Genomic DNA, 23,895 nt, shown 5'->3' on the forward strand with positions numbered 1-23,895 from the left:
CATCCCTGCGTTGTACGGTCGACGCGTGAGGGATCAGCGTCTTCCGCGTCGCCCCCAGAACCCTCAGTGGGCGCGGGCGATGCAGAAATCGACCACCTGGAGCAGCGCCTGTTTCATCGGGCCGTTGGGAAACAGACCCAGGGCGTCGCGGGCCATGGCGCCGTAATGGCGCGCCCGTTCGATGGTGTCCTCGAGGGCCCGGTGCCGGCGCAGGATGGCGAGGGCCGTTGCGAGGTCGTCCTCCGACACGTCGCCATCCTCGAGGGCCCGCTTCCAGAACGTCCGCTCCGCGTCGGTCCCGCGCCGGAACGCAAGAACGATGGGGAGCGTGATCTTGCCCTCGCGAAAATCGTCGCCGACATTCTTGCCGAGGCTGGCGCTGGTCCCGCCGTAATCGAGGACGTCGTCGATGAGCTGGAAGGCGACGCCGAGGTTCATGCCGTAGGCGCGGCAGGCGGCCTGCTCGGCCTTGGGGCGCTCGGCGATGACGGGCCCGACCTCGCAGGCGGCGGCGAACAGCTCGGCGGTCTTGGCACGGATGACGGCGAGGTACTCGTCCTCCGTCGTCTCGGTGTTCTTCGCGGCGGAGAGCTGCATCACCTCGCCCTCGGCGATCACCGTGGCGGCGGCCGACAGGATGTCGAGGGCTTTGAGCGACCCGACCTCGACCATCATCCGGAACGCCTGGCCGAGGAGGAAATCGCCGACCAGCACGCTGGCCTCGTTGCCCCACTTGATCCGCGCCGCCACCGTGCCGCGCCGCATGTCGCTCTCGTCCACGACGTCGTCGTGCAGGAGGGTCGCCGTGTGCATGAACTCGACGCTGGCGGCGAGCTTCACCGCCCCGTCGCCCGCGTAGGCGCACAGGTCCGCCGTGGCGAGGGTCAGGATCGGGCGCAGGCGCTTGCCGCCGGACGCGATGAGGTGGTTGGCCACTTCCGGGATCATCTGCACGGACGAACCGGTGCGCGACAGGATGGTCGCGTTGACGCGCTCCATGCCGGCGGCCACCAGGGCCACGAGGTCCGTCAGGCTCGCCTCCGGATCGGGGCGGCTCTCTTCCAAGGGTACTACGACGCCCAAAACCCCGCTGCCTCCCAACCGACGGGTCTGGTGCGGGTCCGCCGGAACCGGCCGACCCGAATGCCACAACCTCGTCTTGCGCGATCGACTTCCGTGCGGCACCCCATCGCATGGGCTCGGAGGCGCTGCAACACGCACCATGCCGCAAGAGTCGCGTCCGGGGGCGAAACCTCCACCGCGTCGGAGGGACGATGAACGAACTCATCCGCAGCAACGACATCGTCCTGATCGGCTTCGCCGAGTCCCTCCTGACGGGTGCCGAGATCCCGGTTTTCGTCGCCGACAACCACATGAGCGGACTCGAAGGGTCCATCGGCGCCTTCGCGCGGCGGCTCCTGGTTCCGGCGGACCACGCCGCGCAGGCCCGCCGCCTGCTGACGGAGGCGGGCCTCGCCCATGAACTGCGCGACGCCTGAACCGCGTTCCGCCGACGCGTTGTTCGGCGGCCGCCTCCGCCTGCAACAGCCCGAGCGCGGCGCCCACCGGGCCGGGACGGATGCGGTGCTGCTGGCAAGCCTCGTCCCGCCCGCGCCCGGAGCGACGATCTGCGATGTCGGTGCCGCGGCGGGGGCGGTGGGGCTCGCCCTGGCCCTGCGCGCGCCGACCTGCCGCGTCGTCCTCGTCGAGGGCGATCCGGCCCTCGCCGCCCTGGCCCGGAGCAACGCGAGTCTCAACGGCCTGAGCGCACGCGTCGAGGTCGTCGAGGCGGACGTCCTCGCCCGGGGTGCCGAGCGCCGGACCGCCGGCCTCGTTCCGGGGCTCGCCGACCTCGTCCTGACCAATCCGCCGTTCTTCGAGGCCGGCCGCCACCGGGCCTCGCCTGTCGCCGGCAAGGCGTCCGCCCACACCTTCCCGGTCGGTGGCCTCGACGGGTGGCTGCGCACCTGCGTCGAGCTCCTGCGCCCGCGGGGGTGCCTCGGGATGATCCACCGGGCCGATGCCCTGCCCGCCTGCCTCGACGCCCTGCACGGACGCTTCGGCGCCATCGCCGTCCGTCCGGTCCAGGCGCGGGCCGGGGCGGCGGCGATCCGGGTGCTCGTCACCGCCGTCAAGGGAAGCCGCGCGCCGTTCGCCCTGCTGGCGCCCGTGGTGCTCCACGAGGCGGATGGCGCGTTCACGCCGTTCGCCGCGGCCCTGAACGCCGGAACGGCCTGGATCGGGCCCGACGACGCACCGTGACCGCGCTGGCGAAGCGGGCGCCGCGCCCCATCTAGATCGAGCGATCGCGCCGCGTCGTCGGCGCGCCGACCCTATCCTCCCTCGAGCGAGACCCGATGGCGTTCACGATCCCGGCCTCCCTGCGCGCGCTCCTCCCCGCACGGTGGCGCCGGCGCAAGCCGCGCGTCGCCGTCGTGCGCTTGAGCGGCGCCATCGGGGCGGCCCCGCCGTTCCGGCCGGGCCTGTCCATCGCCGGCCTCGCCGGCCCCCTGGAGCAGGCCTTCGCGACACCGCACATCGCGGCCGTAGCCCTCGTCATCAACTCGCCGGGCGGCTCGCCGGCCCAGTCCCACCTCATCCACCGGCGCATCCGGGCCCTCGCGGCGGGGAAGAAGCTGCCGGTCTACGCCTTCGTCGAGGATGTGGCGGCGTCGGGCGGCTACATGATCGCCTGCGCGGCCGATGAAATCGTCGCCGACCCGACCTCGCTCATCGGCTCCATCGGCGTCGTCTCGGCGGGATTCGGCTTCGACCGCCTCATCGAACGCCTCGGCGTCGACCGCCGGGTCCACACCCAGGGCGAAGCCAAGGCGATGCTCGACCCGTTCCGGCCGGAGAACCCCGACGACATCGTCCGCCTCAAGCAGATCCAAGCCGACGTGCAGGATCTCTTCACCACCCTCGTGCGCGGACGGCGCCCAACCCTCGATCCGAACGGCGAAAACCTGTTCACCGGCGCGGTCTGGACCGGACGTCAGGCCCTGCGCCTCGGCCTCGTCGATGGGTTGGGGGACGCGCGTTCGACCCTGCGGGCGCGCTTCGGCGACGAGGTCCAGCTCGTCATGGTCGCTGAGAAGCGGGGTTCGCTCGTGGCGCGCCTGCTGCGGCGGGCGAACCCAGGGAGCACCGCAGGGCTTGCCGGTGCCGGCCTTGCCGGCGAGGCCCTGGCGGTCATCGAAGAGCGCGCCGCCTGGGCGCGCTTCGGTCTTTAGATCATCGGGCGCAGGACTTAGCGGGCACAGGACTCGCCGCCGTAGCCGGCATAGACCACCCGCACCTTGCGGGTGCAGGTCTCGGCCGCGGCGGGGGCCGGCACGGTGACGACGTCGATGGGGGTCACCACCGCCGGCATGGTGACGACGTTGGCGGGCTCCTGCGTCGCGAGGGCGTTCGAGGCGCCCATCACCAGGGGCGTGGCGGCGAGGGAAGCGGCGGCGAGGGCGGCGAAGACTGCGAAAGACGAGCGCATGGCGCGTTGATCCAAATGGTCGCCCGTCGCTCTGCGACGGCGAAGACTGCCTGATTGTCGGATAAACTTGGCAGGGAGCGTGACAGTTCCGGCGGCCCGGCGGAATTGGGGCGAAATTGCGTGCGCCCGCGCACCGGCTTCGCTTGACACCCCCGACCCGGCTCTTAAACGCTGGCCGCCCCTCCACGGACCGGATTGCCCATGTCGAGCGCCCTCCCCCTGTCGAGCGCCGTCGATCTCGCGCCCTATACCTCGTTCCAGGGCCTGATCCTGACGCTGCAGCGGTTCTGGGCGGCGCAGGGCTGCGTGATCCTGCAGCCCTACGACATGGAGGTCGGCGCCGGCACCTTCCATCCGGCCACGACCCTGCGGGCCCTCGGGCCCAAGCCCTGGAAGGCGGCCTACGTCCAGCCGTCCCGCCGCCCCAAGGACGGGCGCTACGGCGAGAACCCCAACCGGCTGCAGCATTATTACCAGTTCCAGGTGATCCTTAAGCCGAACCCGCCGAACCTCCAGGAACTCTACCTTGCGTCGCTGGACGCCATCGGCGTCGACCTGAAGCTCCACGACATCCGCTTCGTCGAGGACGATTGGGAGAGCCCGACCCTCGGCGCCTGGGGGCTCGGCTGGGAGTGCTGGTGCGACGGCATGGAGGTGAGCCAGTTCACCTATTTCCAGCAGGTCGCCGGCGTCGAATGTTCGCCGGTGGCGGGCGAGCTCACCTACGGCCTCGAGCGGCTGGCCATGTACGTCCAGGGCGTCGAGAACGTCTACGACCTGAACTTCAACGGCGGCACGGGCGACGACAAGGTCACCTACGGCGACGTCTTCCTGCAATCGGAGCAGGAATACTCGCGCCACAACTTCGAGGCCGCCGACACCGCGATGCTGTTCCGCCAGTTCACCGATGCGGAGAAGGCGTGCCGGACCTACCTCGACGCCGGCGCGCCGGAGACCGAGTCGGGACGGCACCGGATGGCGCAGCCGGCCTACGACCAGTGCATCAAGGCGAGCCACGTCTTCAACCTGCTCGACGCGCGCGGGGTGATCTCCGTGACCGAGCGGCAGAGCTACATCCTGCGGGTGCGCGAACTCGCCAAGGCCTGCGGCGCCGCGTATCTGAAGACGGCCGGCGGCGGCGCGGCCTGATCCGAGGGCCACACTGCGACTTGGCCTCTCGACGTCGATGGCACCCCCCGCCGCGCCAGCGACACCCCGGAAAAATCATCTCGGACGCCGCCTGATCCCATGCCCGACCTGCTCCTCGAACTCCGCTCCGAAGAGATCCCGGCCCGCATGCAGCGGCGCGCGGCCGACGACCTGCGGAAACTCGTCACCGACGCCCTGGTGGAGCGTGGCTTCCTCTACGACGGCGCCAAGGCGTTCGCGACGCCCCGCCGCCTCGCCCTCCATGTCGCCGGCCTGCCGGCCCGCGGCAAGGACGTGCGCGAGGAGCGCAAGGGCCCCCGCGTCGGCGCCCCCGAGGCGGCCGTCCAGGGCTTCCTGAAGAGTGCGGGCCTCGCCAGCCTCGATCAGGCGACCATCGTCTCCGACCCGAAGAAGGGTGAGTCCTACGTCGCCATCATCGAGCGGCCCGGCCGCGACACGCTCGACGTCCTGGCCGAGATCCTGCCCCAGATCATCCGCAGCTTCCCGTGGCCGAAATCCATGCGCTGGGGCCAGGCCTCGGCCCAGCCCGGCAGCTTACGCTGGGTGCGTCCGCTCCAGTCCATCGTCGCCACCTTCGGGCCCGAGACTGAGACGCCCGACGTGGTGCCGTTCGGCGTCGACGGGATCGCGGCCGGCACCACCACCTACGGCCACCGCTTCCTCGCGCCCGACGCCATCGAGGTCCGTCGCTTCGACGATTACGTCGCCGCCCTGGAGCGCGCCAAGGTCGTCCTCGACGCCGACCGCCGCAAGGACATCATCCTGCACGACGCCCGCGACCTCGCCTTCGCGCGCGGCCTGGAGCTCGTCGAGGACGAAGGCCTGCTCGAAGAGGTCGCCGGCCTCGTCGAATGGCCCGTGGTGCTGCTCGGCACCTTCGATCCCGCCTTCCTCGACATCCCGGCCGAGGCCATCCGCGCCACCATCAAGGCCAACCAGAAGTGTTTCGTCCTGCGCGAGCCCGGCGCCGAGCGCCTGGCGCCGGCCTTCATCCTGACCTCGAACCTCGTCGCCAGCGACGGCGGCCTCGCCATCACGGCGGGCAACGAGCGGGTGGTGCGGGCGCGGCTGTCCGATGCGAAGTTCTTTTGGGAGACCGACAAGGCGATCCGGTTGGAAGACCGGCTGCCGAAGCTCGATTCGATCGTGTTCCATGAAAAGCTCGGGACGCAGGGCGAGCGGGTCGAGCGGATCGCGGCCCTGGCGCGCGAACTCGCGCCCCTGGTCGGCGCCGATGCAGATTTGGCCGAGCGTGCCGCCCGCCTCGCTAAGGCCGATCTGGTGACCGAAATGGTCGGGGAGTTTCCCGAGCTTCAAGGGCTCATGGGCCGGAAGTATGCAGCGTTGCAGGGCGAGCACCCGAGCGTCGCTGCGGCGATCGAGGACCATTACAAGCCGGTCGGCCCCTCGGACCGCGTGCCGACCGATCCGGTCGCTGTCGCAGTGGCACTCGCCGATAAGCTCGACACCCTCGCCGGTTTTTGGTCCATCGATGAGAAGCCGACCGGGAGCAAGGACCCTTACGCCCTACGCCGGGCCGCCCTCGGCGTGATCCGGCTTAGCTTGGAGAGGGAGATCCGGCTCCCCCTCTCCGATGCGGTCTTGCCGAGCGCGTTCGATGCGCTGCCCGCGGGCCGACGCGTCGTGGCCATCGATTTTTCGGCCGGTATGGAGCAGCTCGAAGCCGAGCTCATGGCTCTTCCCCCCGACACCGACCTTTTTGCAAATCCGCTGGTAATCGATCTTCTTGCGTTCTTCGCCGACCGCCTGAAAGTCTACCTCCGCGACAAGGGCGCCCGCCACGACCTCATCGACGCCGTCTTCGCCCTGCCGGGCCAGGACGATCTCCTGATGGTGGTCCGCCGCGTCGAAGCCCTCGGCAAATTCCTCGAGACCGACGACGGCAGGAATCTGCTCGCCGGCTACAAGCGCGCGGCCAATATCCTGCGCATCGAGGAGAAGAAGGACGGGCGGTCCTACGAGGCTGCGCCCGATGCTGCGCTTGCCGCGCGGGGCGAGCCCGAGGAGCGGGCCCTGTCTGAGGCCCTCGTCACCGCCCGGGCGGCGGCCTCGGCCGCCGTCGAGCGGGAGGATTTCGCCAGCGCCATGCAGGCGCTCTCGACCCTGCGCGCACCCGTCGATGCCTTCTTCGAAAAGGTCACGGTGAACGCCGAGGACCCGGCGCTCCGCGAAAACCGCCTCGCGCTCCTCAACGCCCTGCGGGCGGCGACGCGGGAGGTCGCGGATTTTTCGAAGATCGAGGGCTGATACGGTTTCCGCCTGATCCGTTCGGGGACGCGGTGCCATGCGGGTCCCCTCCTCCCCAGGCGCGGGTCCCCTCTCCTGGAAGGAGAGGGACAGGGTGAGGTGTGGGACTCATTCGGAGAGTTCGCACACCTCACCCCAACCCTCTCCTTCCAGGAGAGGGAGCACCCGTGGGCCTCACGCCCACATCCGGATGCCGTCAGGGGCCCTGTCTCTGCATGGAATCGGCCCATTCGCAGTTGTGTGAATCCGGTAGCCCAAACAGGAGAGGGGGCCCGTCGCGGCTGCTCAATCCGAAGTGATCAACCGGAGCTGGTATGAGACGCACGGGCGCCTCGGGAGATTTGCGCAGGACCATTGGGAAAGTCTGGAACCGTCTGGCTCGGCGTGCCGTTGGATGCCGACGTTTCAATACGGAGGTCTCCCCATGCGCAATCCCCTACTCGCCGCCGCCACCCTGGCGCTCCTCGTCGGTGCTCCGGCCCTGGCCCAGGCCGAGACCACGATCATTCGCCGCGATGCGCCGGACGTGGTCGTCGAGCGGCCCGCGAGCGAGCGCAAGACCGTCGAGACCCGCGAGACCGCCGATGGTTGCGCCACCAAGACGGTGACGAAGGAAAACGACGTCGGCGACCGCAAGACGGTCACGAAGGAAGTCTGCGATTGATCCGTCCGCCCCGGCGCAATGCCGGGGCATGACGAGTCCACGACGCCCGTCCCGGCTTTCGCCGGGGCGGGTTTTTTACGCCTACGCCAGCGCCTTGACGTAGCGCCACGCCTCCATGCCATCCTCGTAATAGTCCGCGATCACGGCAAAGCGCGTGTAGCCGCGGCGCTCGTACAGGCGGATGCCGGCGCCGTTGTCGGCGCGGACTTCGAGGCGCAGGTGCGTGCAGCCATGGGTCCGCGCATCCGCCTCGGCCGCGTCGAGGACGAGGCCGCCGAGCCCGAGCCCGGCGCGGGCGGGCGAGACGGCGATGGAGGAAAGCCGCGCGTTGCGGCTGCCGCGCCGCCGCTCCAGGGTGGCGGCGCCCACCAGAATCTCGCGCCCATCGCCGTCGTCGGCGAGCGCCACCAGCACCGTCATGCTCGCCGAGCGAATGGCGTGGCGGATCGCCCTGCGTTCCGCCCGGTCGATGGAGAACGCGGCGTGCTCCAGGGCGACGAGGGCGTCGAGATCCTCGATCCGCGCCGGGCGGATGGCGATGGCGGGAGCGGCGGCGGGCTGCTGCAAGGCCGCGCTCACGCGGCGGTCCAGGGATAGACCCAGGTTTCCGAGAGCGCCCGCCCGCCGGCCCGCAGGAAGGCGCGCAGGTCCGTCGTCTGTCCGGGCGCGGAGACCGTGACGTCGATGGCCGCGCGCAGGCCGCCCGTATGGGGGTTGGCGACGAGGGACGTCGCCGTGACGCGGGCGTCCGAGGCGCTGGCGACGATTTCGACCCGGGCCGGGTCGGCGCGGTAATAGGCCAGATCGCCGCCGGCGAAATCCACGAGGAAGCGGCGGCTGAGGGCGCCCTTCGCCTCGTCGGCCTTGGCGGTGCCGCTCGCCAGCGCCGCAGCCCCGAAGGTGTTCACCACGCGGGCACCGGGATGGAGAACGTCGCCGCCGACGCTGCGGACCCGGTAGGACAGGCGCACCGCCTCGCCGGCCGGGTAGGGCTGGCGCGGTCTCCAGCAGGCGACGACATTGTCGTTGGTTTCCGTGTCGGTGGGCAGTTCCATCAGCGTCACGGCCCCCTCCCCCCAAGCGCCATCGGGCTCGACGAAATAGCCGGGCCGGCGCTGGTACGAGGCTTCGAGGTCCTGATAGGACTCGAAGCTGCGGTCGCGCTGGAGCAGGCCGAACCCCTTCGGGTCGGTGTCGGCGAAGTGGGAGATGCGACGGCCCTTGGGGTTGTCGAGGGGACGCCACAGCCATTCGCCGCTGCCGGCCGCGATCTGGAGCCCGTCCGAATCGTGGAGTTCGGGCCGGTAATCGTCGGAATGGCGCCGGTCGTTCTCGCCGATGAAGAACATCGACGTCAGGGGCGCGAGGCCGAGGGTCGTGAGCTCCGTGCGCGGATGCAGGGTGGCCTGCACCGCCACCGAGGTCTCGTCGCCGGGGTGCACCGTGAAGCGGAAGGCCCCGGCGAGACCGGGGCTGTCGAGGAGCGCATCGACGACCAGGGCATCGGCGTTCGCCTCCGGCATGGTCACCCAGAACTCGCGGAACACCGGAAATTCCTCCGGCCCGCCCTGCCCCTCGACATTCACCGCCAGCCCGCGCGCCGACAGGCCGTAGAGTTCGTCGCGCCCGAGGAAGCGGTAGTAGCTCGCCCCGAGGAAGACGATGAGTTCGTCGAGGAGGCTCGGGCTGTTGAGGAAGGCATGGATGCGGATGCCGGCGAAGCCGAGATCCACCGGCAGGGGCTTGTCGACCTTGGTCCGGCCCATGTCGAACAGGCTCGCCTGATAGGCGATGGGCGTCGCGACCCCGCCGCGCACGAGGTTCACGGTCACCGGCCGGTCGTAGAGGAAGCCGAGGTGGAACAGCTGCAGCCGGAACGGGCTGCCCTCGGCGCCGAGGAAGGCTTTCTCGGGCTTGAACCGGATGTCCCGCCAGGCATCGTAGTCGAGCTTGGCGATGGGGGCCGGCAGGCTCGGCGCCTTCGCGGCGTAGGGGACCTTCGCCAGGGTCTCGGCCCGCCGCTCGACATCGGCGAAGGCGAAGGGTTTCGGACGCCCCTCCTGTCCCGCGGCGGAGCCGGCGAGCAGGCTGGTGAGGGCGAGGCCCGTGACGACGGCGCGGCGGTTCGGTTCTGTCATGATCCTGCGCCCTGGTGGAAACCGTCGATCGGCGAATCGCCCGCTTGATGGCGCGTCCGTCCGGGCTTGGAAAGGGGCCGCGCGTGCCGGCGCGGTGTTTCTGCAACAATCCCCCCGGTGCGGCATCGCGGAGCGGGGAAAATCCGCGTTTTTCCTTGTGGCGGGAAGGCCCTGGGCGTATAGCGCCCTTGCCCAATTTCGCACGTGCCTGTGGCCGCGTGTCGGTTGGTGGGCATCCGGCCAACTGCCGGACAGCCGCCAGGGGTCTTAAAGGATCGATGGTCGACAGGGTGGATTCCCTCCGGCCGGCATCCAGGTGGCAACACCGGACCCCGACAACAACCGGCAGCCGGAGGCGAAACCGGCGAACCCCGCTCTCCACGGGGGACGCAGCTTAAAGCAACGACGAACGGGCTTTTTTGGTCTCGTCGGCCCTCCAAAGGCCGGCACCGAAGAGGCTTGTTTCTCTTTGCCCGGCGTGCGGTGGGGATCCCCCTTCCAATCCAAGGCAGCTTCCGGGTGCAGTCCGCGCCCACAACGCCTTCGCGTGTCTCCAAAGCACGCGGTGCGTCGTGGCGCAGCGCCCCCAGACGCCGGACGGCTCACGTCGTCCTGACATTCGACAGCGCGCCCCAAGACGGGCGCTCGCGAACCTGTGGGTTGGAAACAGCATGACCGATCGCATCCGCGACTTCCTGCGCGCGCGCCGTGACATGGGCCAGGACGAAGGCCCCGTGATGGTCCTCGACCTCGATGTCGTGCGCGACAACTACACGGCTTTCGCCCGCGCCCTTCCGGATACGCGGGTGTTCTACGCCGTGAAGGCGAACCCGGCACCGGAAGTCCTGCGGCTGCTCGCCGAGATGGGCTCGTGCTTCGACACGGCCTCCGTGGTGGAAGTCGAGATGGCCCTCGCCGCCGGCGCCACCAGCGACCGCATCTCTTTCGGCAACACCATCAAGAAGGAGCGCTGCATCGGCCGCGCCCTCAAGCTCGGCGTGCGCCTGTTCGCCGTCGATTGCGCGGCCGAGGTCGAGAAGATCGCGCGGGCCGCCGCCGCCGCCGGGATCGAGGCGGCCGAGGTGCAGGTGTTCTGCCGCATCCTCTGCGACGGCGCCGGCGCGGAATGGCCCCTCTCGCGAAAATTCGGGTGCGTGCCCGAGATGGCCGTCGACGTGCTGGAGCATGCCTGCCGCCAGGGCCTGCACGCCTACGGCGTGTCGTTCCACGTCGGCTCGCAGCAGGGCAACACCGAAGCCTGGGACGGCGCGCTGGCCTCGGCGTCCACCATCTTCCGCGACTGCGCCGACCGGGGCATCGCCCTTTCCATGGTCAACCTCGGCGGCGGCTTCCCCACCCGGTACCTCAAGGCGGTGCCCGGAGTGGAATCCTACGGCGACGCGATCTTCCGCGCGCTGACCAAGCATTTCGGCAACCACCTGCCCGAGACCATCATCGAGCCGGGCCGCGGCATGGTCGGCAATGCCGGGATGATCGAGGCCGAAGTCGTGCTCGTCTCGAAGAAGTCGGAGGCCGAGGACGAGATCCGCTGGGTCTACCTCGACATCGGCAAGTTCGGGGGGCTCGCCGAGACCATGGACGAGTCGATCCGCTACGCCATCCGCACGGATCACGACGGGGATCGCACGAGCCCGTGCGTGCTGGCCGGTCCGACCTGCGATTCGGCCGACGTGCTCTACGAGAAGGTGCCGTATCCCCTGCCCGTCTCCCTCTCCATCGGCGACAAGGTGCTGATCGAGGGCGCGGGCGCCTACACCACCACCTACGCGGCGGTGGCGTTCAACGGTTTCCCGCCCCTTCAGCAATTCGTCATCTAGTTCGGCTTACGAGCAATCCCCGCAGGACCGGACACCGGTCCTGCCAGCAGATCCATCCCGGACCGAGGGCCAGCGCCCGACGCGAGGATCGTTCGTCCCCCGCCCAAGCTTCGGGAAAGGGTGTGGCCTTGGTTGAGATCCGTCACGAACGTCCGGGCGATATCGTCGCCCGTGAGCATCTGCTCGACCTGTGCTTCGGGGAGGGCCGACGCCTGAAGACGTCCGAGCGCCTGCGCGAGGGACGGCTGCCCGCCGAAGGCTTGGCCTTCACGGCGGAGCAGCGCGGCCGCGTCGTCGGGACCGTCCGGCTCTGGCACGTCGAGGCCGGCTTTCGTCGCCCGGCCCTCCTGCTCGGGCCCCTGGCCGTCGATCCGGAGTGCCAGGGCCTCGGCCTCGGCGCCGTCCTGATGCGCCATGCCCTGGCCTGGGCCGGCGCCCTCGGTCACGGCGGCGTGCTGCTGGTCGGCGACGCGCCGTACTATGCGCGGTTCGGCTTTACGCGAGATCTGGTGGCCGGATTGTCCATGCCGGGCCCGTTCGAGCGCGAGCGCTTCCTCGGCCTCGAGCTCCGGGCCGGCTCCCTCGACGGCGCGCGCGGTATCGTGCGGGCCACGGGGGCGTGGGACGAGGCGGACAGGCCGCTCGCGGCCTTCGGCGACGTCGGTGCAGCGTCGCGACGACGGGTAGCCTGACGGACTCGGTGGTCGCCTCAGCGATTGGGGTTGGTCTGACCGGCGAGATCGCAGCGGCGGCGGAAGGCGGCGTCCGTGTGGCGATTCAGGGCCCGCAGCATCGCGGCGGCGAGGGTGATGATGCCGGGATCGCGGTCGATGGGTTCGTCGGTCTGGGCAGGCCGGTTCGTGGCGAAGATGGCGAGCATGGGCTTCAGGTCCTTGGCGTCGATGGGTGGCGGGTCCTCCGGCTTTGTTGCAGTGCAATATCGGCCTCACCCGAGGCCCCCGCAATCCCGTTGGCTGGGATGCAAACCTGCTCTGAGGGCATGGGCGCGTTCACGCTCCCTTAGCCTCCGGCCCTGCGGTGGCACCCCGGCGGTTGACCCGCCGGACGCCAGCCGTCACTGGAGCCCGTCGCGTGCGCGTCATCTTGGCCGGCTAGGTGCGTCGGCCGCACGCGCGCACGGCGCGACGTCCGACCCGTTGTTAGGAGTGCCTGTCCCATGACCGAAGCCGCCACCGCCTGGCCCGTCCACGGCCGCATCACCGGCCCCATCGTGATGATCGGCTTCGGCTCCATCGGACGCGGCACCCTGCCGCTGATCGAGCGCCACTTCGCGTACGACAAAAGCCGCTTCACCGTCGTCGAGCCCTCCGACGCCCACAAGGCCCTGGCCGACCAGCACGGCCTGCGCTTCGAGCAGGTGGCGCTGACCCGGGAGAACTATCGCGAGATCCTGACCCCCCTCCTGACCGAGGGCGGCGGCCAGGGCTTCTGCGTCAACGTTTCCGTCGACACCTCGTCGCGCGCCATCATGGAACTGTGCCGCGAACTCAGCGCCTTCTACATCGACACCGTCGCCGAGCCGTGGCCGGGCTTCTACTTCGACAAGTCGAAGAGCCAGGGCGACCGCACCAACTACGCCCTGCGGCAGGACATTCTGGATGCTCGGACCGCCAGCCCCGGCGGCACCACGGCCGTGTCGTGCTGCGGTGCCAATCCCGGCATGGTGTCGTGGTTCGTTAAGCAGGCGCTCCTCAACGTCGCCAACGACATCGGCCTCGCCGCGGCCGAGCCGAAGGACCGCGCTGGCTGGGCCAAGCTCATGCGCGAAGTCGGCGTCAAGGGCATCCACATCGCCGAGCGCGACACCCAGCGCGCCAAGAACCCGAAGCCCCGGGGGGTGTTCGTCAACACCTGGTCGGTGGAGGGCTTCGTCTCCGAGGGCAACCAGCCGGCCGAGCTCGGCTGGGGCACCCACGAGACCTGGCGTCCCGACAATGCCCGCGATCAGGAGAAGGGGTCGCGCTGCGCCATCTACCTGCTGCAGCCCGGCGCCGACACCCGCGTGCGCTCGTGGACGCCGACGGCCCAGGCGCAGTTCGGCTTCCTCGTGACCCACAACGAGGCGGTGTCGATCTCGGACTACTACACCGTGCTGGAGGGCGACCGCGCCGCCTACCGTCCGACCTGTCACTACGCCTATCACCCGGCCGACGACGCCGTGCTGTCGCTCCACGAGATGTTCGGCAAGGCGGCCGTGGTGCAGGAGACGCACCACATCCTCGACGAGACCGAGATCGTCGACGGCATCGACGAGCTCGGCGTGCTCCTCTACGGCCACGAGAAGAACGCCTACTGGTTCGGCTCGCAGCTCTCCATCGAGGAGACCCGCCGCATCGCCCCCTACCAGAACGCCACCGGCCTTCAGGTGACCTCGGCCGTCCTCGCCGGCATGGTCTGGGCCCTCGAGAATCCGCAGGCCGGCATCGTCGAGGCCGACGAGATGGACTTCCGCCGCTGCCTCGAAGTGCAGATGCCGTATCTCGGGCCCGTCGTCGGCGTCTACACCGACTGGACCCCGCTGACCGGCCGCCCGGGCCTGTTCCCGGAGAACATCGACGAGACCGATCCCTGGCAGTTCCGCAACGTGCTGGTCCAGGGCTGATCATTGGGCGACCGACGCCGCCCGCGATTGCGGGCGGCGTTCGCGGTGGTACCCTGCGACCGCCCCCCGGAGGTCGGACGATGGTGCCTCCTGCCCGCTGCCAAACCCGAATGCGCGTCGAGGACTTCCGGGCCTGGGTCGAGCATCGGCCGGGTGACGGGCGCTGGGAACTCATCGACGGCACACCGGTCCCTCAGTCCCCGCAGACGAGCCGACATCAGCGCATCGTCGCCAACATCTGTTGCAGACTCGACGCGTTGGGCGAACGGCGCGACGGCCATGCCCTCCCGGGCCTCGGCGTGCTCAGCGCGGCCATGGAGGACCACGCACCGATCCCCGACGTCGTCGTCACCTGCGGCCCCCTCGGGGCGGACGGCTACACGAGCGACCCTGTGCTTCTCGCCGAAGTACTCTCCCCGTCGACCCAGCAGACCGACCTCGGCGCGAAGACGAGGTTCTACCGCACGGTGCCGAGCCTGCGCGTCTTCCTCATGGTCCATCAGGAGACGGCGCGGGTCGAAGTCTGGCGCCGCGGCGACGCGGGATGGAGCATGCGCGGGGTCGGGCCCGACGACACCGTCGACCTGCCCGAACTCGACGGAACCCTAGCCGTCTCCGAGATCTACGCCCGCGCCGGGATCGTTTGAATCGGGCGCGCGCCGCCGTTGCGGGCGCGCGCCAGGATGCTACCATCGGGGGGTCGATCGGGAGAGACCGCCATGGCCGTCGCGGCACGACGCGAGACCCGCATGTGTGTGGCCGAGTATCGCGTCTGGGTCGAGGACCGGCCGGACAGCGAGCGCTGGGAACTCATCGACGGCGAGCCCCTGCTCATGTCGCCGCCGCGCGAGCGGCATCAGGCGATCGTGGCGAATTTCATCGTGAGTCTCGCGGGACTCGCGCAGGAGAAGGGCTGCCGCGCCCTGCCCCGCCTCGCCGTCCTCAGCGCCGCCATGGACGATTTCGCGCCGATCCCCGACGTCATCGTGCGCTGCGGTCCCCTGCTGCCGGACGGGTACTCGTCCGATCCGATCCTGGTGGCCGAAGTGCTCTCGCCCGGCACCATGAGTCTCGACCGCGGCCGCAAGACCGACTTCTACCGCAGCGTTTCGAGCCTCCACCGCTTCCTCCTCGTCTCGCAGGACGAGGCGCGGATCGAGGTGTGGCGCCGTGCGGCGGAGGGGTGGGCCATCGACATCCTGTACGGTGGCGGGATCCTCGATCTGCCGGAGCTCGGCGGATCGGTTGCGGTCCGGGACCTCTACACCGACATCGTCTTCTAGAATCGCCCGCCGTCCGGCGCGCCCATCCAAGGTTTCGCCCTTGCCTCATTTCGAAGATTTCTACGCCGACAAGCTCCGCGGCTCCCTCGGCGTCACCGACGCCGAATCCGTTCTCGACCTGCGCGGCACCAACCGCCCGACGGCGGAGGCCTCCCTCGCCGACATGCTGGAGCGCAGCCGCTTCGGAAAGGGCAAGACCGTGGCCATCCGCCTCGATCCGCCGCCCGAGGGCGGGGGCGAGACCCTGTTCCAGCCCACCGGCCGCCTGCTCCTCGACGCCAAGCGCAAGGGGCTGGTCGAACGCCTCCAGACCCTGCCGGCCGGGGACGGTCTCGGATTCTACGTGGCACTCACCGGCAAGGCCGCGCGTTCGGTGGAGTGATCTCCTCCGGACGTCAGGCAAATCCGTGCATCTCCTCGGCCGAAACGTCATCGAACGCCTTGCCCGCTTCGGCTACGGCGCGCGCGGAATCGTCTACTGCATCGTCGGCGGCCTCGCGCTCCTGGCCGCCCTCGGGCGCGGCGGCCGGGCCGACGACAGCGAGAGTGCGATCCGCTGGGTTCTCGCCGGACCGTTCGGGGCCGTCCTCGTCGGGATCATCGCGGTGGGCCTCCTGGGCTTCGCCCTCTGGCGCTTCGTCGAGGGCCTGACCGACGCCGACCGGCGCGGTACCTCGGCGAAGGGCCTCGTGGTCCGGGCCGCCCATGTCGGCAGCGCGGTCATCTACACGGGTCTCGCCATCACCGCCGGCAGCCTCGCCCTCGGTCTCGGCCGTCGCTCGGGGGGCGGCGATGGGATGCAGGACTGGACCGCCTGGCTTCTTTCCAAGCCCTTCGGCCTGTGGCTCGTCGGTTTCATCGGCGTCGGGGTGATGGGCGGGGGCGTCGCCTTCCTGGTCAAGGCGGCCACCGGCAAGGTCACGGACCGGTTGAAGCTCGCCGGAAGCCAATGCTGGTGGGCCAAGCCCGTGGGCCAGTTCGGTTACGCCGCCCGGGGCATCGCCTTTCTCATCATCGGCGGGTTCTTCATCGCTGCGGCGTGGTACCAGGCCTCGTCGGAGGTGAAGGGCCTCGCCGGGGCCTTCGCCGCCCTGCGGGCGCAGCCCTACGGCTGGGTCCTGCTCGCCATCGTGGCCGCCGGCCATTTCGCCTTCGGCGCCTTCGGGCTGATCCAGGCGCGGTTCCGCCACATCGACGCGCCCGACATCGACGAGACCGACGATGCGGTTCTGAGGGCGATCCGCCCCAACCCCTGAGGCCGGTGCGTTGACAGATCCGGGATCGGCGCCGATACCCCGCTTCGGCCCGGAACCCATGCAGAAGCGCACCTACAAGAACGCGGTGATGGTGGTCCACGATTGCGTGGCGACCGCCCTGGCCGTGATCCTCACCTTCGTCTTCCGCTTCAACGGCGATCCCCTCGCCGAGCGGCTGCACGCGCTTCCCCTGCTGCTGCCGCCCTTCGTGCTGTTCGCGGCCCTCGTCTACGCGCGGTTCCGGCTCTACCGGACCAAGTGGCGCTTCGCCTCCCTGCCGGACCTCGCCGGAATCGTGCGGGCGGCGAGCGTCCTCGCCCTGACGCTGCTGGTGCTGGACTACGTCCTCGTCTCATCGACGATGTACGGCTTCTACTTCTTCGGCAAGATCGCCATCGGACTGTACTGGGTGCTGCAGATCTTCCTGCTCGGCGGCCCGCGCCTCGCCTTCCGCTACCTCAAGTACACCCGCTCGCGGCAGAGCCAGGCCCGCGCGGCGACGACCCCGACCCTGCTGCTCGGGCGCGGCAGCGAGATCGAGATCCTGGTGCGGGCCATCGAATCCGGCTCCGTGCGGCGCCTGGCCCCCAAGGGCATCCTGTCGCCGCGCGCGGACGAGACCGGCCAGACCATGCGCGGCGTCCCCGTCCTCGGCTCCTTCGCCGACCTCGAACGGGTGGTGGCCGATCTCGCCCGCGACGGGACGCCCGTGCGCCGCCTCGTCGCCGTGCCGAGCGCGCTCGCGCCCGAGGCCGAGCCCGACGACCTCATCGCCCGTGCCCGCCGCCTCGGCCTGCCCCTGTCGCGGGTGACGAGCCTCGGCGAGAACATGCGCGACGCCGGCCTCGCGCCCCTGGAGATCGAGGACCTGCTCCTGCGCCCCACCGTCGCCATCGACCGGCCGCGCCTGGAGCGCCTGCTCACGGCCAAGCGGGTGATCGTGACCGGCGGCGGCGGCTCCATCGGTTCGGAGATCTGCGCCCGGGCCGTGGCGTTCGGCGCGGCGGCGATCCTTGTGGTCGAGAGTTCGGAGCCGGCGCTCCACGGTATCCTGAGCCAACCGGATCTCGCCGAGGCCGACGTCACCGGCGTCCTCGCCGACATCCGCGACCGCGACCGGCTCCATGCAGTCTTCGCCGAATTCCGGCCGGACTACGTCTTCCACGCCGCCGCCCTCAAGCAGGTGCCCTACCTCGAACGCGACTGGACCGAGGGCATCAAGACCAACGTCTTCGGCTCCATCAACGTCGCCGATGCGACGTTGGCCGTGGGGGCCCGGGCGCTGGTGATGATCTCCACCGACAAGGCCATCGAGCCGGTGTCGCAGCTCGGCGCCACCAAGCGCTTCGCCGAGATGGTGGCCCAGGCCTACGATGCCGCTCAGGGCTGCGCGGCGGACGCGGTTCCGACCCGGCTCATCGCCGTGCGCTTCGGCAACGTGCTCGGCTCCGTCGGCTCCGTCGTGCCGGTGTTCAAGGCGCAGATCGCCCGGGGCGGCCCGGTCACCGTCACGGACCCCGAGATGGTGCGCTACTTCATGACCGTGCGGGAAGCAGCCGACCTCGTGCTCACCGCCGCTTCGCACGCCGACCGGGAGGCCCGCGCCGCCACCTGTGCGGGCGGTGTCGATCAGCGCGCCGCCGTCTACGTGCTCAAGATGGGCCAGCCGGTGCGGATCGGCGACCTCGCCGAGCGGATGATCCGCCTCGCCGGCTTCGAGCCCGGCATCGATATCGACATCGTCCACACGGGCTCGCGCCCCGGCGAGCGCCTCAACGAGATCCTGTTCGCCCGCGAGGAGCCCCGCGTCGCCCTCGACGGAATCGACGGCGTCATGGCGGCGCGCCCGGTCTTCGCCGACCGAACCGTGCTCGACGGCTGGATCGCGCGCCTGCGGGCGGCGGTCGCGTGCCAGGACCGGGCGGCGGCGGAGACGGTGTTCGAAGAGGCGATCCCCGATTTCCGCAATCGGCCGAAGACGACGCCGCCATTGCCGGCGACGGAACCGGACCAGCCGTTTCCTGTTGGTCCCTCACCCAAATCACGGGAACCAACGGCAGCGTTTCGTCATTGAGGCGCTGATCCGAATGGTAGATGCCGTACCGGATTTCATCGGCGCGGTCGGACGATCCGAGGAGAAGATCTTGCAGAGTGTTTCGAAGCTCCTGGCAGGCAGCGTGTTCGCGATGGCCCTCGGCCTCACCGCCGCACCCGCCTTCGCCCAGGGTATCTCCATCGGACCGGGCGGCGTCCAGGTCGATCCGGGCTACCGGCGCGGCTACGACGATCGCGGTCCGCCGCGCAGCGAGCTTAGCCGCGGCGAAGCCAGCCGCATCGCCCGCCGCGAGGGCCTCGTCGACGTGGACGGCGTCGATCGCCGCGGCCCCCGGATGATCGTGCGCGGGTCCGACCGCCGGGGCGACGACATGACCGTCGTCCTCGACAGCCGCTCCGGCGACGTCATCGACGTCCGCCGCTGAGCCGCCTCCCCGTTTCGTCTTCCGAGGGTCCGGCGCCATGCGCCGGGCCCTTTTCCATGCGGTCTCGGTCTCATGCGGTCTCGGCGCGGGCGAAGCGCGCGAGTCCGTCCCGCGTCGGGTGTGACGGCGTCCAGCCCAGGGCCGACAGGCCGTCGGTCCGGACGACGAGGTTCGTCGAGAGCCGGGCGTAGGCCTCGTCCCGTCCCGCGAGCCGGCAGGCCAGGCCGATGAGGCCCGTGGGCACGGCGACGAGCTTCGGCGCGCGGTCGAGCCCGAGGCGCAGGGCGCCGATCATCTCCGGCAGGCTCAAGGGGTCGGGCTCGGCGACGACGAGGGCCCGGCCGATGGGGGCTGGCGCGGCGAGCGCCGTGGCGACGGCCGCCGCGAGGTTGTCCACCGACACGAGGGAGCGCCGCGCCGTGAAGCCCGCGAGGGGCAACGGATAGGGCGTGCGGGCGAGGCGCAGCAGCGCGGCCATGTTGCCCTTCACCCCGGCGCCGTAGACGAGGACCGGCCGCAGGGCGACCCAGTCGAGGCCGATCTCGGCGAGCGCCGCTTCCGCGGCCAGTTTCGAGCGGCCATAGGCGTCCGTGGGCACGGGCGCATCGGTCTCGGACAGGGTGCCGGCGGCACCAGGGCCGGACTGGGCCCGGATCGAGGACAGGAACACGAAGCGGCGCACCCGCGCCCGGGCGGCGCATTCGGCCAGTCGCCGCGTGGCTTCGGTGTTGGACGTGCGAAAGTCGTCCTCGGGCGTGCCCGACATGGCGTGCGCCAAGCCGGCCGAATGCACGATGGCGTCGACGCCGGCAAGCGCCGCCGCCATGTTCATGGGGCGGCTGAGATCGCCCACCACGGCGCCGCTCGCGCCCTCCGGCACGGCGACGGGCCGGCGCAACAGGACGCGCACCCGGTAGCCCCGGGCCGACAGGGCGCGGAGGAGGTGGCGGCCGATGAAGCCCGTGGCCCCCGTCAACGCGATGAGCTGTCCGCCCAAGGTCCCCTCCTGCCTCAACCGATGGTCCGGCGCCGCGCGAAGGCGTGCAGGACGCTTGCCACCAGGGCGATCCCCGCCCCGCAGGCCAGGACGGTGACGGGCCAGGACGGCCAAAGCAAGGTCGCACCGGCGAGCCCCGCCAGGGCGAGGTTGAGGAGGAAGACCCGGCCCACGACGGCGATCACTGGGAACCCGTTGTCGGTGGCGCGCTGGTACCAGTGCGAGCGATGGGCCTGCCAGACCGGCTCGCGCCGCAGGAGCCGGCGCCCCAGGGTCAGGGTCGCGTCGGCGAGGTAGTACAGGGGCAGCAGGATCGCGGCGGCGAGCCCACCCGCGACGGCGAGGCGATAGAGCAGCCATGCCCCGAGCAGGCCGAGGGGCAGGGAGCCGACATCGCCGAGGAACAGCCGCGCCACGGGCCGGTTGAACGGCGCGAAGCCGAGGAGCCCCCCGAGGAGCGCGGCGGCGACCAGGGTCGGCAGGAACGGCAGCCCCCCCGAGGCGCCGAGGAGCAGCAGGGCGGCGGTGAGGGGCACGAACGCGGCGACGGTCATCCAGTCGAGCCCGTCCATGAAGTTGACGAGGTTGACGAACCAGATCCCGGCGAGGATCGCCACGGCGCGCTCCACCGGCACCGGCACGCCCGGCATCAGGCGCCCGCCCACCGCCATCACCAGCCCGGCGACGACGACGGCCTGCACGCCGAGGCGGAGCGAAGCCGGCAGCGGGCGGATGTCATCGACGGCGCCGAGGATCGCTAGCGCCAGGGTCGCATGGGCGAGGATGAGGGCCTCGAGGGCGTCGAGCCCGGCCCCGCGCAGGGCCAGGACCGCGCCGACGCTGGCGAGCACCGCCAGCACGATGGCGATGCCGCCGCCCTGCGGCGTCGGCACCGTGTGGCTGGAGCGGGCATTGGGGCGGGCCAGGGCGTAGCGCTGGAGCAGCGGACGCAGGGCGAGGATCAGCCCCGCGCTTAACCCCGCGGCGAGGGGAACGGCGGCGAGGGGCGCGAGGACCATGGCGTGTTGATACCGAATACGCTTGATCGCATTGGATCGTGCGGTCGCGACGGGCTCCCTCTGCTGGAAGGAGAGGGTTGGGGTGAGGTGTGTGGATTCTCCGGAAAGGTCGCACACCTCACCCTGTCCCTCTCCTTTCAGGAGAGGGGACCCGAGCAGCCCGCGAGATCAGCCGAGGCAACGGTGCCCGATCGAACGAGTGGGTTTCGCTTGCCGTAGCGCCCAGTCCTTTTAGCCCCGTCAGAACACCTTCTCGGCATCCTTGCGTTGGCTCACCCCATCGGCCTTGTCGGCGGCCTGCTTGTCCAGGGCCCGGTTCACCACCTTGGCGAGGCCAACCATGATGGTGTCGAGGATGTAGTCCTTCGGGGTGTAGACCGCCGTGACGCCCATGTTCTTCAGCACCAGCTCGTCGTCGGGGGAGATGATGCCGCCGACCACCACGGGGATGTGGTCGAGGCCGGCTTCGCGCATCTTCGCCTTGACGTCGCGCACGAGCGGCACGTGCGAACCTGAGAGGATCGACAGCCCGACCACGTGGGCGCCGGTTTCCTTCGCCTTGGCGACGATCTCGGCCGGGGTCTGGCGGATGCCGTCATAGGTCACGTCGAAGCCGACGTCGCGGGCCCGGAGCGCGATCTGCTCGGCGCCGTTGGAATGGCCGTCGAGGCCGGGCTTGCCGACCACGAGCTTCGGGGTCTCGCCGAGGCGCTCGCCGAGATCCGCGATGAGGAGCTTGGCTTCCTCGGCCGCCCCTGACGACACTGTCTCCAGGGTGACGCCCGTGGGCGCGCGGTACTCGCCGAACACCTCGCGCAGGCGCGTGCCCCACTCGCCCGTGGTGACGCCGGCCTTGGCGGCGGCGATGGACACCGGCATGATGTTGGCGCCGGAGCGCGCCGCCGTTTCCAGATCGGCCAGGGCCGCCTCGACGGCCTTGCCGTCCCTTTGCGAGCGCCAGGCGCGGATGCGCTGCTCGGCCTCCATCTCCACGGTCTCGGACACGGTGAAGATCGCGCCCTCCCCGGCGGTGAGCGGCGAAGGCTCGCCGGCCTGGAACTTGTTGACGCCGACCACGACCTGATCGCCGGCCTCGATGGCCGAGATGCGCTTGGCGTTGGATTCCACCAGGGCGCGCTTGAGGGCGCCGGTCTCGACGGCGGCCACGGCCCCGCCGATGCCGCCGATCTCTTCCAGGGCCTTGCGGGTCTCGGCCTTGAGGGATTCGACCTTGGCGTCGATGACCGTCGAGCCGTCGAAGATGTCGTCGTATTCGAGCAGATCGGTCTCGAAGGCCAGGATCTGCTGCATCCGCATGGACCATTGCTGGTCCCACGGGCGCGGCAGGCCGAGCGCCTCGTTCCAGGCCGGCAGCTGCACGGCCCGCGCCCGGGCGCGCTTCGACAGGGTCACCGCCAGCATCTCGATGAGGATGCGGTGGACGTTGTTCTCGGGCTGCTGCTCGGTCAGGCCGAGGGAGTTCACCTGCACGCCATAGCGGAAAATGCGCTTCTTCGGGTCGGTGATGCCGTAGCGCTCCTGGGCGATCTCGTCCCAGAGCTCCGAGAATGCCCGCATCTTGCAGATCTCGGTGACGAACCGCATGCCGGCATTCACGAAGAACGAGATGCGGCTGAACACGTCGGCGAAGCTGGCCTCGTCGAAATCGGGGTCGTCCCGCACGGTGTCGAGGACCGCGATGGCGATGGCCAGGGCGTAGGACAGCTCCTGCACCGGCGTCGCCCCGGCCTCCTGCAGGTGGTAGGAACACACGTTCATCGGGTTCCACTTCGGCACCGCCTTGGTGGTGAACAGGATGACGTCCTTGGTCAGCCGCAGCGAAGGCGCCGGCGGGAACACGTAGGTGCCGCGCGACAGGTACTCCTTGATGATGTCGTTCTGCGTCGTGCCCTGGAGCCCGGAGAACGGCGCGCCCTGTTCCTCGGCCACGGCGAGGTAGAGCGACAGCAGCCACGGCGCCGTGGCGTTGATGGTCATCGAGGTGTTCATCTGCTGCAGCGGAATCTGATCGAACAGGGTCCGCATGTCGCCGAGATGCGCGATGGAGACGCCGACCTTGCCGACCTCGCCGCGCGCCAGTTCGTGGTCGGGGTCGTAGCCCGTCTGCGTTGGCAGATCGAAGGCCACGGACAGGCCGGTCTGGCCCTTGGCGAGGTTGCCCCGGTAGAGCTCGTTCGACTCCTTGGCATTGGAATGCCCGGCATAGGTCCGGATGATCCAGGGCTTGTCGCGCTTGACCTCGGCGACGGTCGCGTTCGCGCTCATTCCACTCGACTCCGTTCCATTGTGTGTCGCGCTTGGCCGCGCGTCTTGCGCGGCACCCTAACCAAGCGATGCGCGCGCGTCATCTGGCCGAAGGTTCGGCGGGCGGGTGTCGCCGTGCAAACCCTTGGAAAAATTCTAGATGCGCGGCGCAAGCGAATTGAACGGCGGATCGCCGAAAGGAGGCGCCGCGCTGGACCTAAGCACCTGAGATACCGGCGAGATACGCGTTCGGATCGCGTAGATGAGCTTTGATGAATATTGAATACGAATACTGACCGCGGCGCGATCGGCGATTCGCCCACAAGCGCGGCGCCATCATGGCCTTTGTGGGGCCTTGGAGCGGTCCGGGTTCGCCGATATAGGGTCGCTCAGAACAAGATAAG

At 70.1% G+C, this 23,895-nt stretch carries 23 protein-coding genes; 15 read left to right on the forward strand and 8 right to left on the reverse strand.

What is annotated here, in order from left to right; all coding sequences use genetic code 11:
- Nucleotides 1–63: 63 nt before the first annotated feature.
- Nucleotides 64–1,083 (reverse strand): polyprenyl synthetase family protein, encoded by a 1,020-nt coding sequence (locus ASF28_RS14295; RefSeq protein ID WP_056093676.1) that lies wholly within the window; start codon nucleotides 1,081–1,083, stop codon nucleotides 64–66.
- Between the two features lie 191 nt (nucleotides 1,084–1,274).
- On the opposite strand from ASF28_RS14295, the gene ASF28_RS14300 reads away from it, so the two are divergent.
- From ASF28_RS14300 to ASF28_RS14310, 3 genes are all read left to right on the forward strand, one after another.
- Nucleotides 1,275–1,499 (forward strand): putative signal transducing protein, encoded by a 225-nt coding sequence (locus ASF28_RS14300; protein ID WP_056093679.1) that lies wholly within the window; start codon nucleotides 1,275–1,277, stop codon nucleotides 1,497–1,499.
- Entirely contained in the window at nucleotides 1,480–2,262 is a 783-nt protein-coding gene (locus ASF28_RS14305) for a tRNA1(Val) (adenine(37)-N6)-methyltransferase (protein ID WP_056093682.1), read from the forward strand. Before ASF28_RS14300 ends, ASF28_RS14305 begins: the two co-directional genes overlap by 20 nt.
- Before the next feature lie 95 nt (nucleotides 2,263–2,357).
- On the forward strand, nucleotides 2,358–3,233 hold the full coding sequence (locus ASF28_RS14310; protein ID WP_056093685.1) for a S49 family peptidase: 876 nt from the start codon (nucleotides 2,358–2,360) through the stop codon (nucleotides 3,231–3,233).
- A 17-nt stretch (nucleotides 3,234–3,250) separates the two neighbouring features.
- On the opposite strand, the gene ASF28_RS14315 is transcribed toward ASF28_RS14310, so the two are convergent.
- Nucleotides 3,251–3,490: a hypothetical protein gene (locus tag ASF28_RS14315; protein ID WP_056093688.1), complete on the reverse strand. Its 240-nt coding sequence runs from the start codon at nucleotides 3,488–3,490 to the stop codon at nucleotides 3,251–3,253.
- A gap of 201 nt (nucleotides 3,491–3,691) precedes the next feature.
- On the opposite strand from ASF28_RS14315, the gene ASF28_RS14320 reads away from it, so the two are divergent.
- The 3 genes from ASF28_RS14320 (at nucleotide 3,692) to ASF28_RS14330 (ending at nucleotide 7,592) form a co-directional block, all read left to right on the forward strand.
- Nucleotides 3,692–4,639: a glycine--tRNA ligase subunit alpha gene (locus ASF28_RS14320; RefSeq protein WP_056093690.1), complete on the forward strand. Its 948-nt coding sequence runs from the start codon at nucleotides 3,692–3,694 to the stop codon at nucleotides 4,637–4,639.
- Between the two features lie 99 nt (nucleotides 4,640–4,738).
- A complete protein-coding gene (gene glyS / locus ASF28_RS14325) occupies nucleotides 4,739–6,928 on the forward strand; it encodes a glycine--tRNA ligase subunit beta (RefSeq protein WP_056093693.1) in 2,190 nt (729 codons plus the stop codon).
- 424 nt (nucleotides 6,929–7,352) lie between these two features.
- Nucleotides 7,353–7,592, forward strand: a complete 240-nt coding sequence (locus ASF28_RS14330) for a hypothetical protein (protein WP_056093695.1) — start codon at nucleotides 7,353–7,355, stop codon at nucleotides 7,590–7,592.
- 81 nt (nucleotides 7,593–7,673) lie between these two features.
- On the opposite strand, the gene ASF28_RS23400 is transcribed toward ASF28_RS14330, so the two are convergent.
- A complete protein-coding gene (locus ASF28_RS23400; RefSeq protein ID WP_244475020.1) occupies nucleotides 7,674–8,171 on the reverse strand; it encodes a GNAT family N-acetyltransferase in 498 nt (165 codons plus the stop codon).
- A complete protein-coding gene (locus tag ASF28_RS23405) occupies nucleotides 8,168–9,730 on the reverse strand; it encodes a glucan biosynthesis protein G (protein WP_056093698.1) in 1,563 nt (520 codons plus the stop codon). The genes ASF28_RS23400 and ASF28_RS23405 overlap by 4 nt, the downstream gene beginning before the upstream one ends.
- Before the next feature lie 671 nt (nucleotides 9,731–10,401).
- Here ASF28_RS23405 and ASF28_RS14345 point away from each other — a divergent pair.
- Nucleotides 10,402–11,568, forward strand: a complete 1,167-nt coding sequence (locus ASF28_RS14345; RefSeq protein ID WP_056093701.1) for a type III PLP-dependent enzyme — start codon at nucleotides 10,402–10,404, stop codon at nucleotides 11,566–11,568.
- Between the two features lie 128 nt (nucleotides 11,569–11,696).
- Nucleotides 11,697–12,260: a GNAT family N-acetyltransferase gene (locus ASF28_RS14350; protein ID WP_056093704.1), complete on the forward strand. Its 564-nt coding sequence runs from the start codon at nucleotides 11,697–11,699 to the stop codon at nucleotides 12,258–12,260.
- 17 nt (nucleotides 12,261–12,277) lie between these two features.
- Here the strand turns inward: ASF28_RS14350 and ASF28_RS23010 are convergent, their stop codons facing one another.
- The gene (locus ASF28_RS23010; RefSeq protein ID WP_200912677.1) at nucleotides 12,278–12,448 is read right to left on the reverse strand and encodes a hypothetical protein; all 171 of its coding nucleotides are present in this window, start codon (nucleotides 12,446–12,448) and stop codon (nucleotides 12,278–12,280) included.
- 297 nt (nucleotides 12,449–12,745) lie between these two features.
- Between ASF28_RS23010 and ASF28_RS14355 the strand changes: the two genes are divergently transcribed.
- The 7 genes from ASF28_RS14355 to ASF28_RS14385 all read left to right on the forward strand — a co-directional run bounded on the left by ASF28_RS14355 (nucleotide 12,746) and on the right by ASF28_RS14385 (nucleotide 19,210).
- The gene (locus ASF28_RS14355; RefSeq protein WP_056093705.1) at nucleotides 12,746–14,191 is read left to right on the forward strand and encodes a homospermidine synthase; all 1,446 of its coding nucleotides are present in this window, start codon (nucleotides 12,746–12,748) and stop codon (nucleotides 14,189–14,191) included.
- 80 nt (nucleotides 14,192–14,271) lie between these two features.
- Entirely contained in the window at nucleotides 14,272–14,838 is a 567-nt protein-coding gene (locus ASF28_RS14360) for a Uma2 family endonuclease (RefSeq protein ID WP_056093707.1), read from the forward strand.
- A 72-nt stretch (nucleotides 14,839–14,910) separates the two neighbouring features.
- Entirely contained in the window at nucleotides 14,911–15,474 is a 564-nt protein-coding gene (locus tag ASF28_RS14365) for a Uma2 family endonuclease (protein WP_056093710.1), read from the forward strand.
- 40 nt (nucleotides 15,475–15,514) lie between these two features.
- A complete protein-coding gene (locus ASF28_RS14370) occupies nucleotides 15,515–15,856 on the forward strand; it encodes a hypothetical protein (protein ID WP_056093714.1) in 342 nt (113 codons plus the stop codon).
- A gap of 25 nt (nucleotides 15,857–15,881) precedes the next feature.
- Nucleotides 15,882–16,730 carry a DUF1206 domain-containing protein gene (locus tag ASF28_RS14375; protein WP_056093716.1) on the forward strand — a complete coding sequence of 283 codons (849 nt, stop codon included), beginning with the start codon at nucleotides 15,882–15,884 and terminating at the stop codon, nucleotides 16,728–16,730.
- Between the two features lie 58 nt (nucleotides 16,731–16,788).
- Nucleotides 16,789–18,804: an SDR family NAD(P)-dependent oxidoreductase gene (locus ASF28_RS14380; protein WP_082476565.1), complete on the forward strand. Its 2,016-nt coding sequence runs from the start codon at nucleotides 16,789–16,791 to the stop codon at nucleotides 18,802–18,804.
- 70 nt (nucleotides 18,805–18,874) lie between these two features.
- On the forward strand, nucleotides 18,875–19,210 hold the full coding sequence (locus ASF28_RS14385; RefSeq protein ID WP_244475021.1) for a PepSY domain-containing protein: 336 nt from the start codon (nucleotides 18,875–18,877) through the stop codon (nucleotides 19,208–19,210).
- 70 nt (nucleotides 19,211–19,280) lie between these two features.
- Here ASF28_RS14385 and ASF28_RS14390 read toward each other — a convergent pair whose 3' ends face one another.
- The 3 genes from ASF28_RS14390 to ASF28_RS14400 all read right to left on the reverse strand — a co-directional run bounded on the left by ASF28_RS14390 (nucleotide 19,281) and on the right by ASF28_RS14400 (nucleotide 23,512).
- A complete protein-coding gene (locus tag ASF28_RS14390) occupies nucleotides 19,281–20,207 on the reverse strand; it encodes an NAD-dependent epimerase/dehydratase family protein (protein ID WP_056093719.1) in 927 nt (308 codons plus the stop codon).
- 14 nt (nucleotides 20,208–20,221) lie between these two features.
- The gene (locus ASF28_RS14395) at nucleotides 20,222–21,226 is read right to left on the reverse strand and encodes a glycosyl transferase (protein ID WP_056093723.1); all 1,005 of its coding nucleotides are present in this window, start codon (nucleotides 21,224–21,226) and stop codon (nucleotides 20,222–20,224) included.
- Nucleotides 21,227–21,466: 240 nt separating this feature from the next.
- Nucleotides 21,467–23,512: a protein meaA gene (locus ASF28_RS14400; protein WP_056093726.1), complete on the reverse strand. Its 2,046-nt coding sequence runs from the start codon at nucleotides 23,510–23,512 to the stop codon at nucleotides 21,467–21,469.
- Between the last annotated feature and the right edge of the window lie 383 nt (nucleotides 23,513–23,895).

It is taken from the genome of Methylobacterium sp. Leaf99 (assembly GCF_001422375.1).
GTDB lineage: Bacteria > Pseudomonadota > Alphaproteobacteria > Rhizobiales > Beijerinckiaceae > Methylobacterium.

Excerpts from the sequence above, each read along its gene's own strand:
- ASF28_RS14360 (WP_056093707.1), top strand. The coding sequence starts at position 14,272 with ATGGTGCCTCCTGCCCGCTGCCAAACCCGAATGCGCGTCGAGGACTTC.
- ASF28_RS23405 (WP_056093698.1), bottom strand. The coding sequence starts at position 9,730 with ATGACAGAACCGAACCGCCGCGCCGTCGTCACGGGCCTCGCCCTCACC.
- ASF28_RS14395 (WP_056093723.1), bottom strand. The coding sequence starts at position 21,226 with ATGGTCCTCGCGCCCCTCGCCGCCGTTCCCCTCGCCGCGGGGTTAAGC.
- ASF28_RS14330 (WP_056093695.1), top strand. The coding sequence starts at position 7,353 with ATGCGCAATCCCCTACTCGCCGCCGCCACCCTGGCGCTCCTCGTCGGT.
- ASF28_RS14315 (WP_056093688.1), bottom strand. The coding sequence starts at position 3,490 with ATGCGCTCGTCTTTCGCAGTCTTCGCCGCCCTCGCCGCCGCTTCCCTC.
- ASF28_RS14305 (WP_056093682.1), top strand. The coding sequence starts at position 1,480 with ATGAACTGCGCGACGCCTGAACCGCGTTCCGCCGACGCGTTGTTCGGC.
- ASF28_RS14355 (WP_056093705.1), top strand. The coding sequence starts at position 12,746 with ATGACCGAAGCCGCCACCGCCTGGCCCGTCCACGGCCGCATCACCGGC.
- ASF28_RS14365 (WP_056093710.1), top strand. The coding sequence starts at position 14,911 with ATGGCCGTCGCGGCACGACGCGAGACCCGCATGTGTGTGGCCGAGTAT.
- ASF28_RS14300 (WP_056093679.1), top strand. The coding sequence starts at position 1,275 with ATGAACGAACTCATCCGCAGCAACGACATCGTCCTGATCGGCTTCGCC.
- ASF28_RS14320 (WP_056093690.1), top strand. The coding sequence starts at position 3,692 with ATGTCGAGCGCCCTCCCCCTGTCGAGCGCCGTCGATCTCGCGCCCTAT.
- ASF28_RS14310 (WP_056093685.1), top strand. The coding sequence starts at position 2,358 with ATGGCGTTCACGATCCCGGCCTCCCTGCGCGCGCTCCTCCCCGCACGG.
- glyS (WP_056093693.1), top strand. The coding sequence starts at position 4,739 with ATGCCCGACCTGCTCCTCGAACTCCGCTCCGAAGAGATCCCGGCCCGC.
- ASF28_RS14345 (WP_056093701.1), top strand. The coding sequence starts at position 10,402 with ATGACCGATCGCATCCGCGACTTCCTGCGCGCGCGCCGTGACATGGGC.
- ASF28_RS23010 (WP_200912677.1), bottom strand. The coding sequence starts at position 12,448 with ATGCTCGCCATCTTCGCCACGAACCGGCCTGCCCAGACCGACGAACCC.
- ASF28_RS14400 (WP_056093726.1), bottom strand. The coding sequence starts at position 23,512 with ATGAGCGCGAACGCGACCGTCGCCGAGGTCAAGCGCGACAAGCCCTGG.
- ASF28_RS14380 (WP_082476565.1), top strand. The coding sequence starts at position 16,789 with ATGCAGAAGCGCACCTACAAGAACGCGGTGATGGTGGTCCACGATTGC.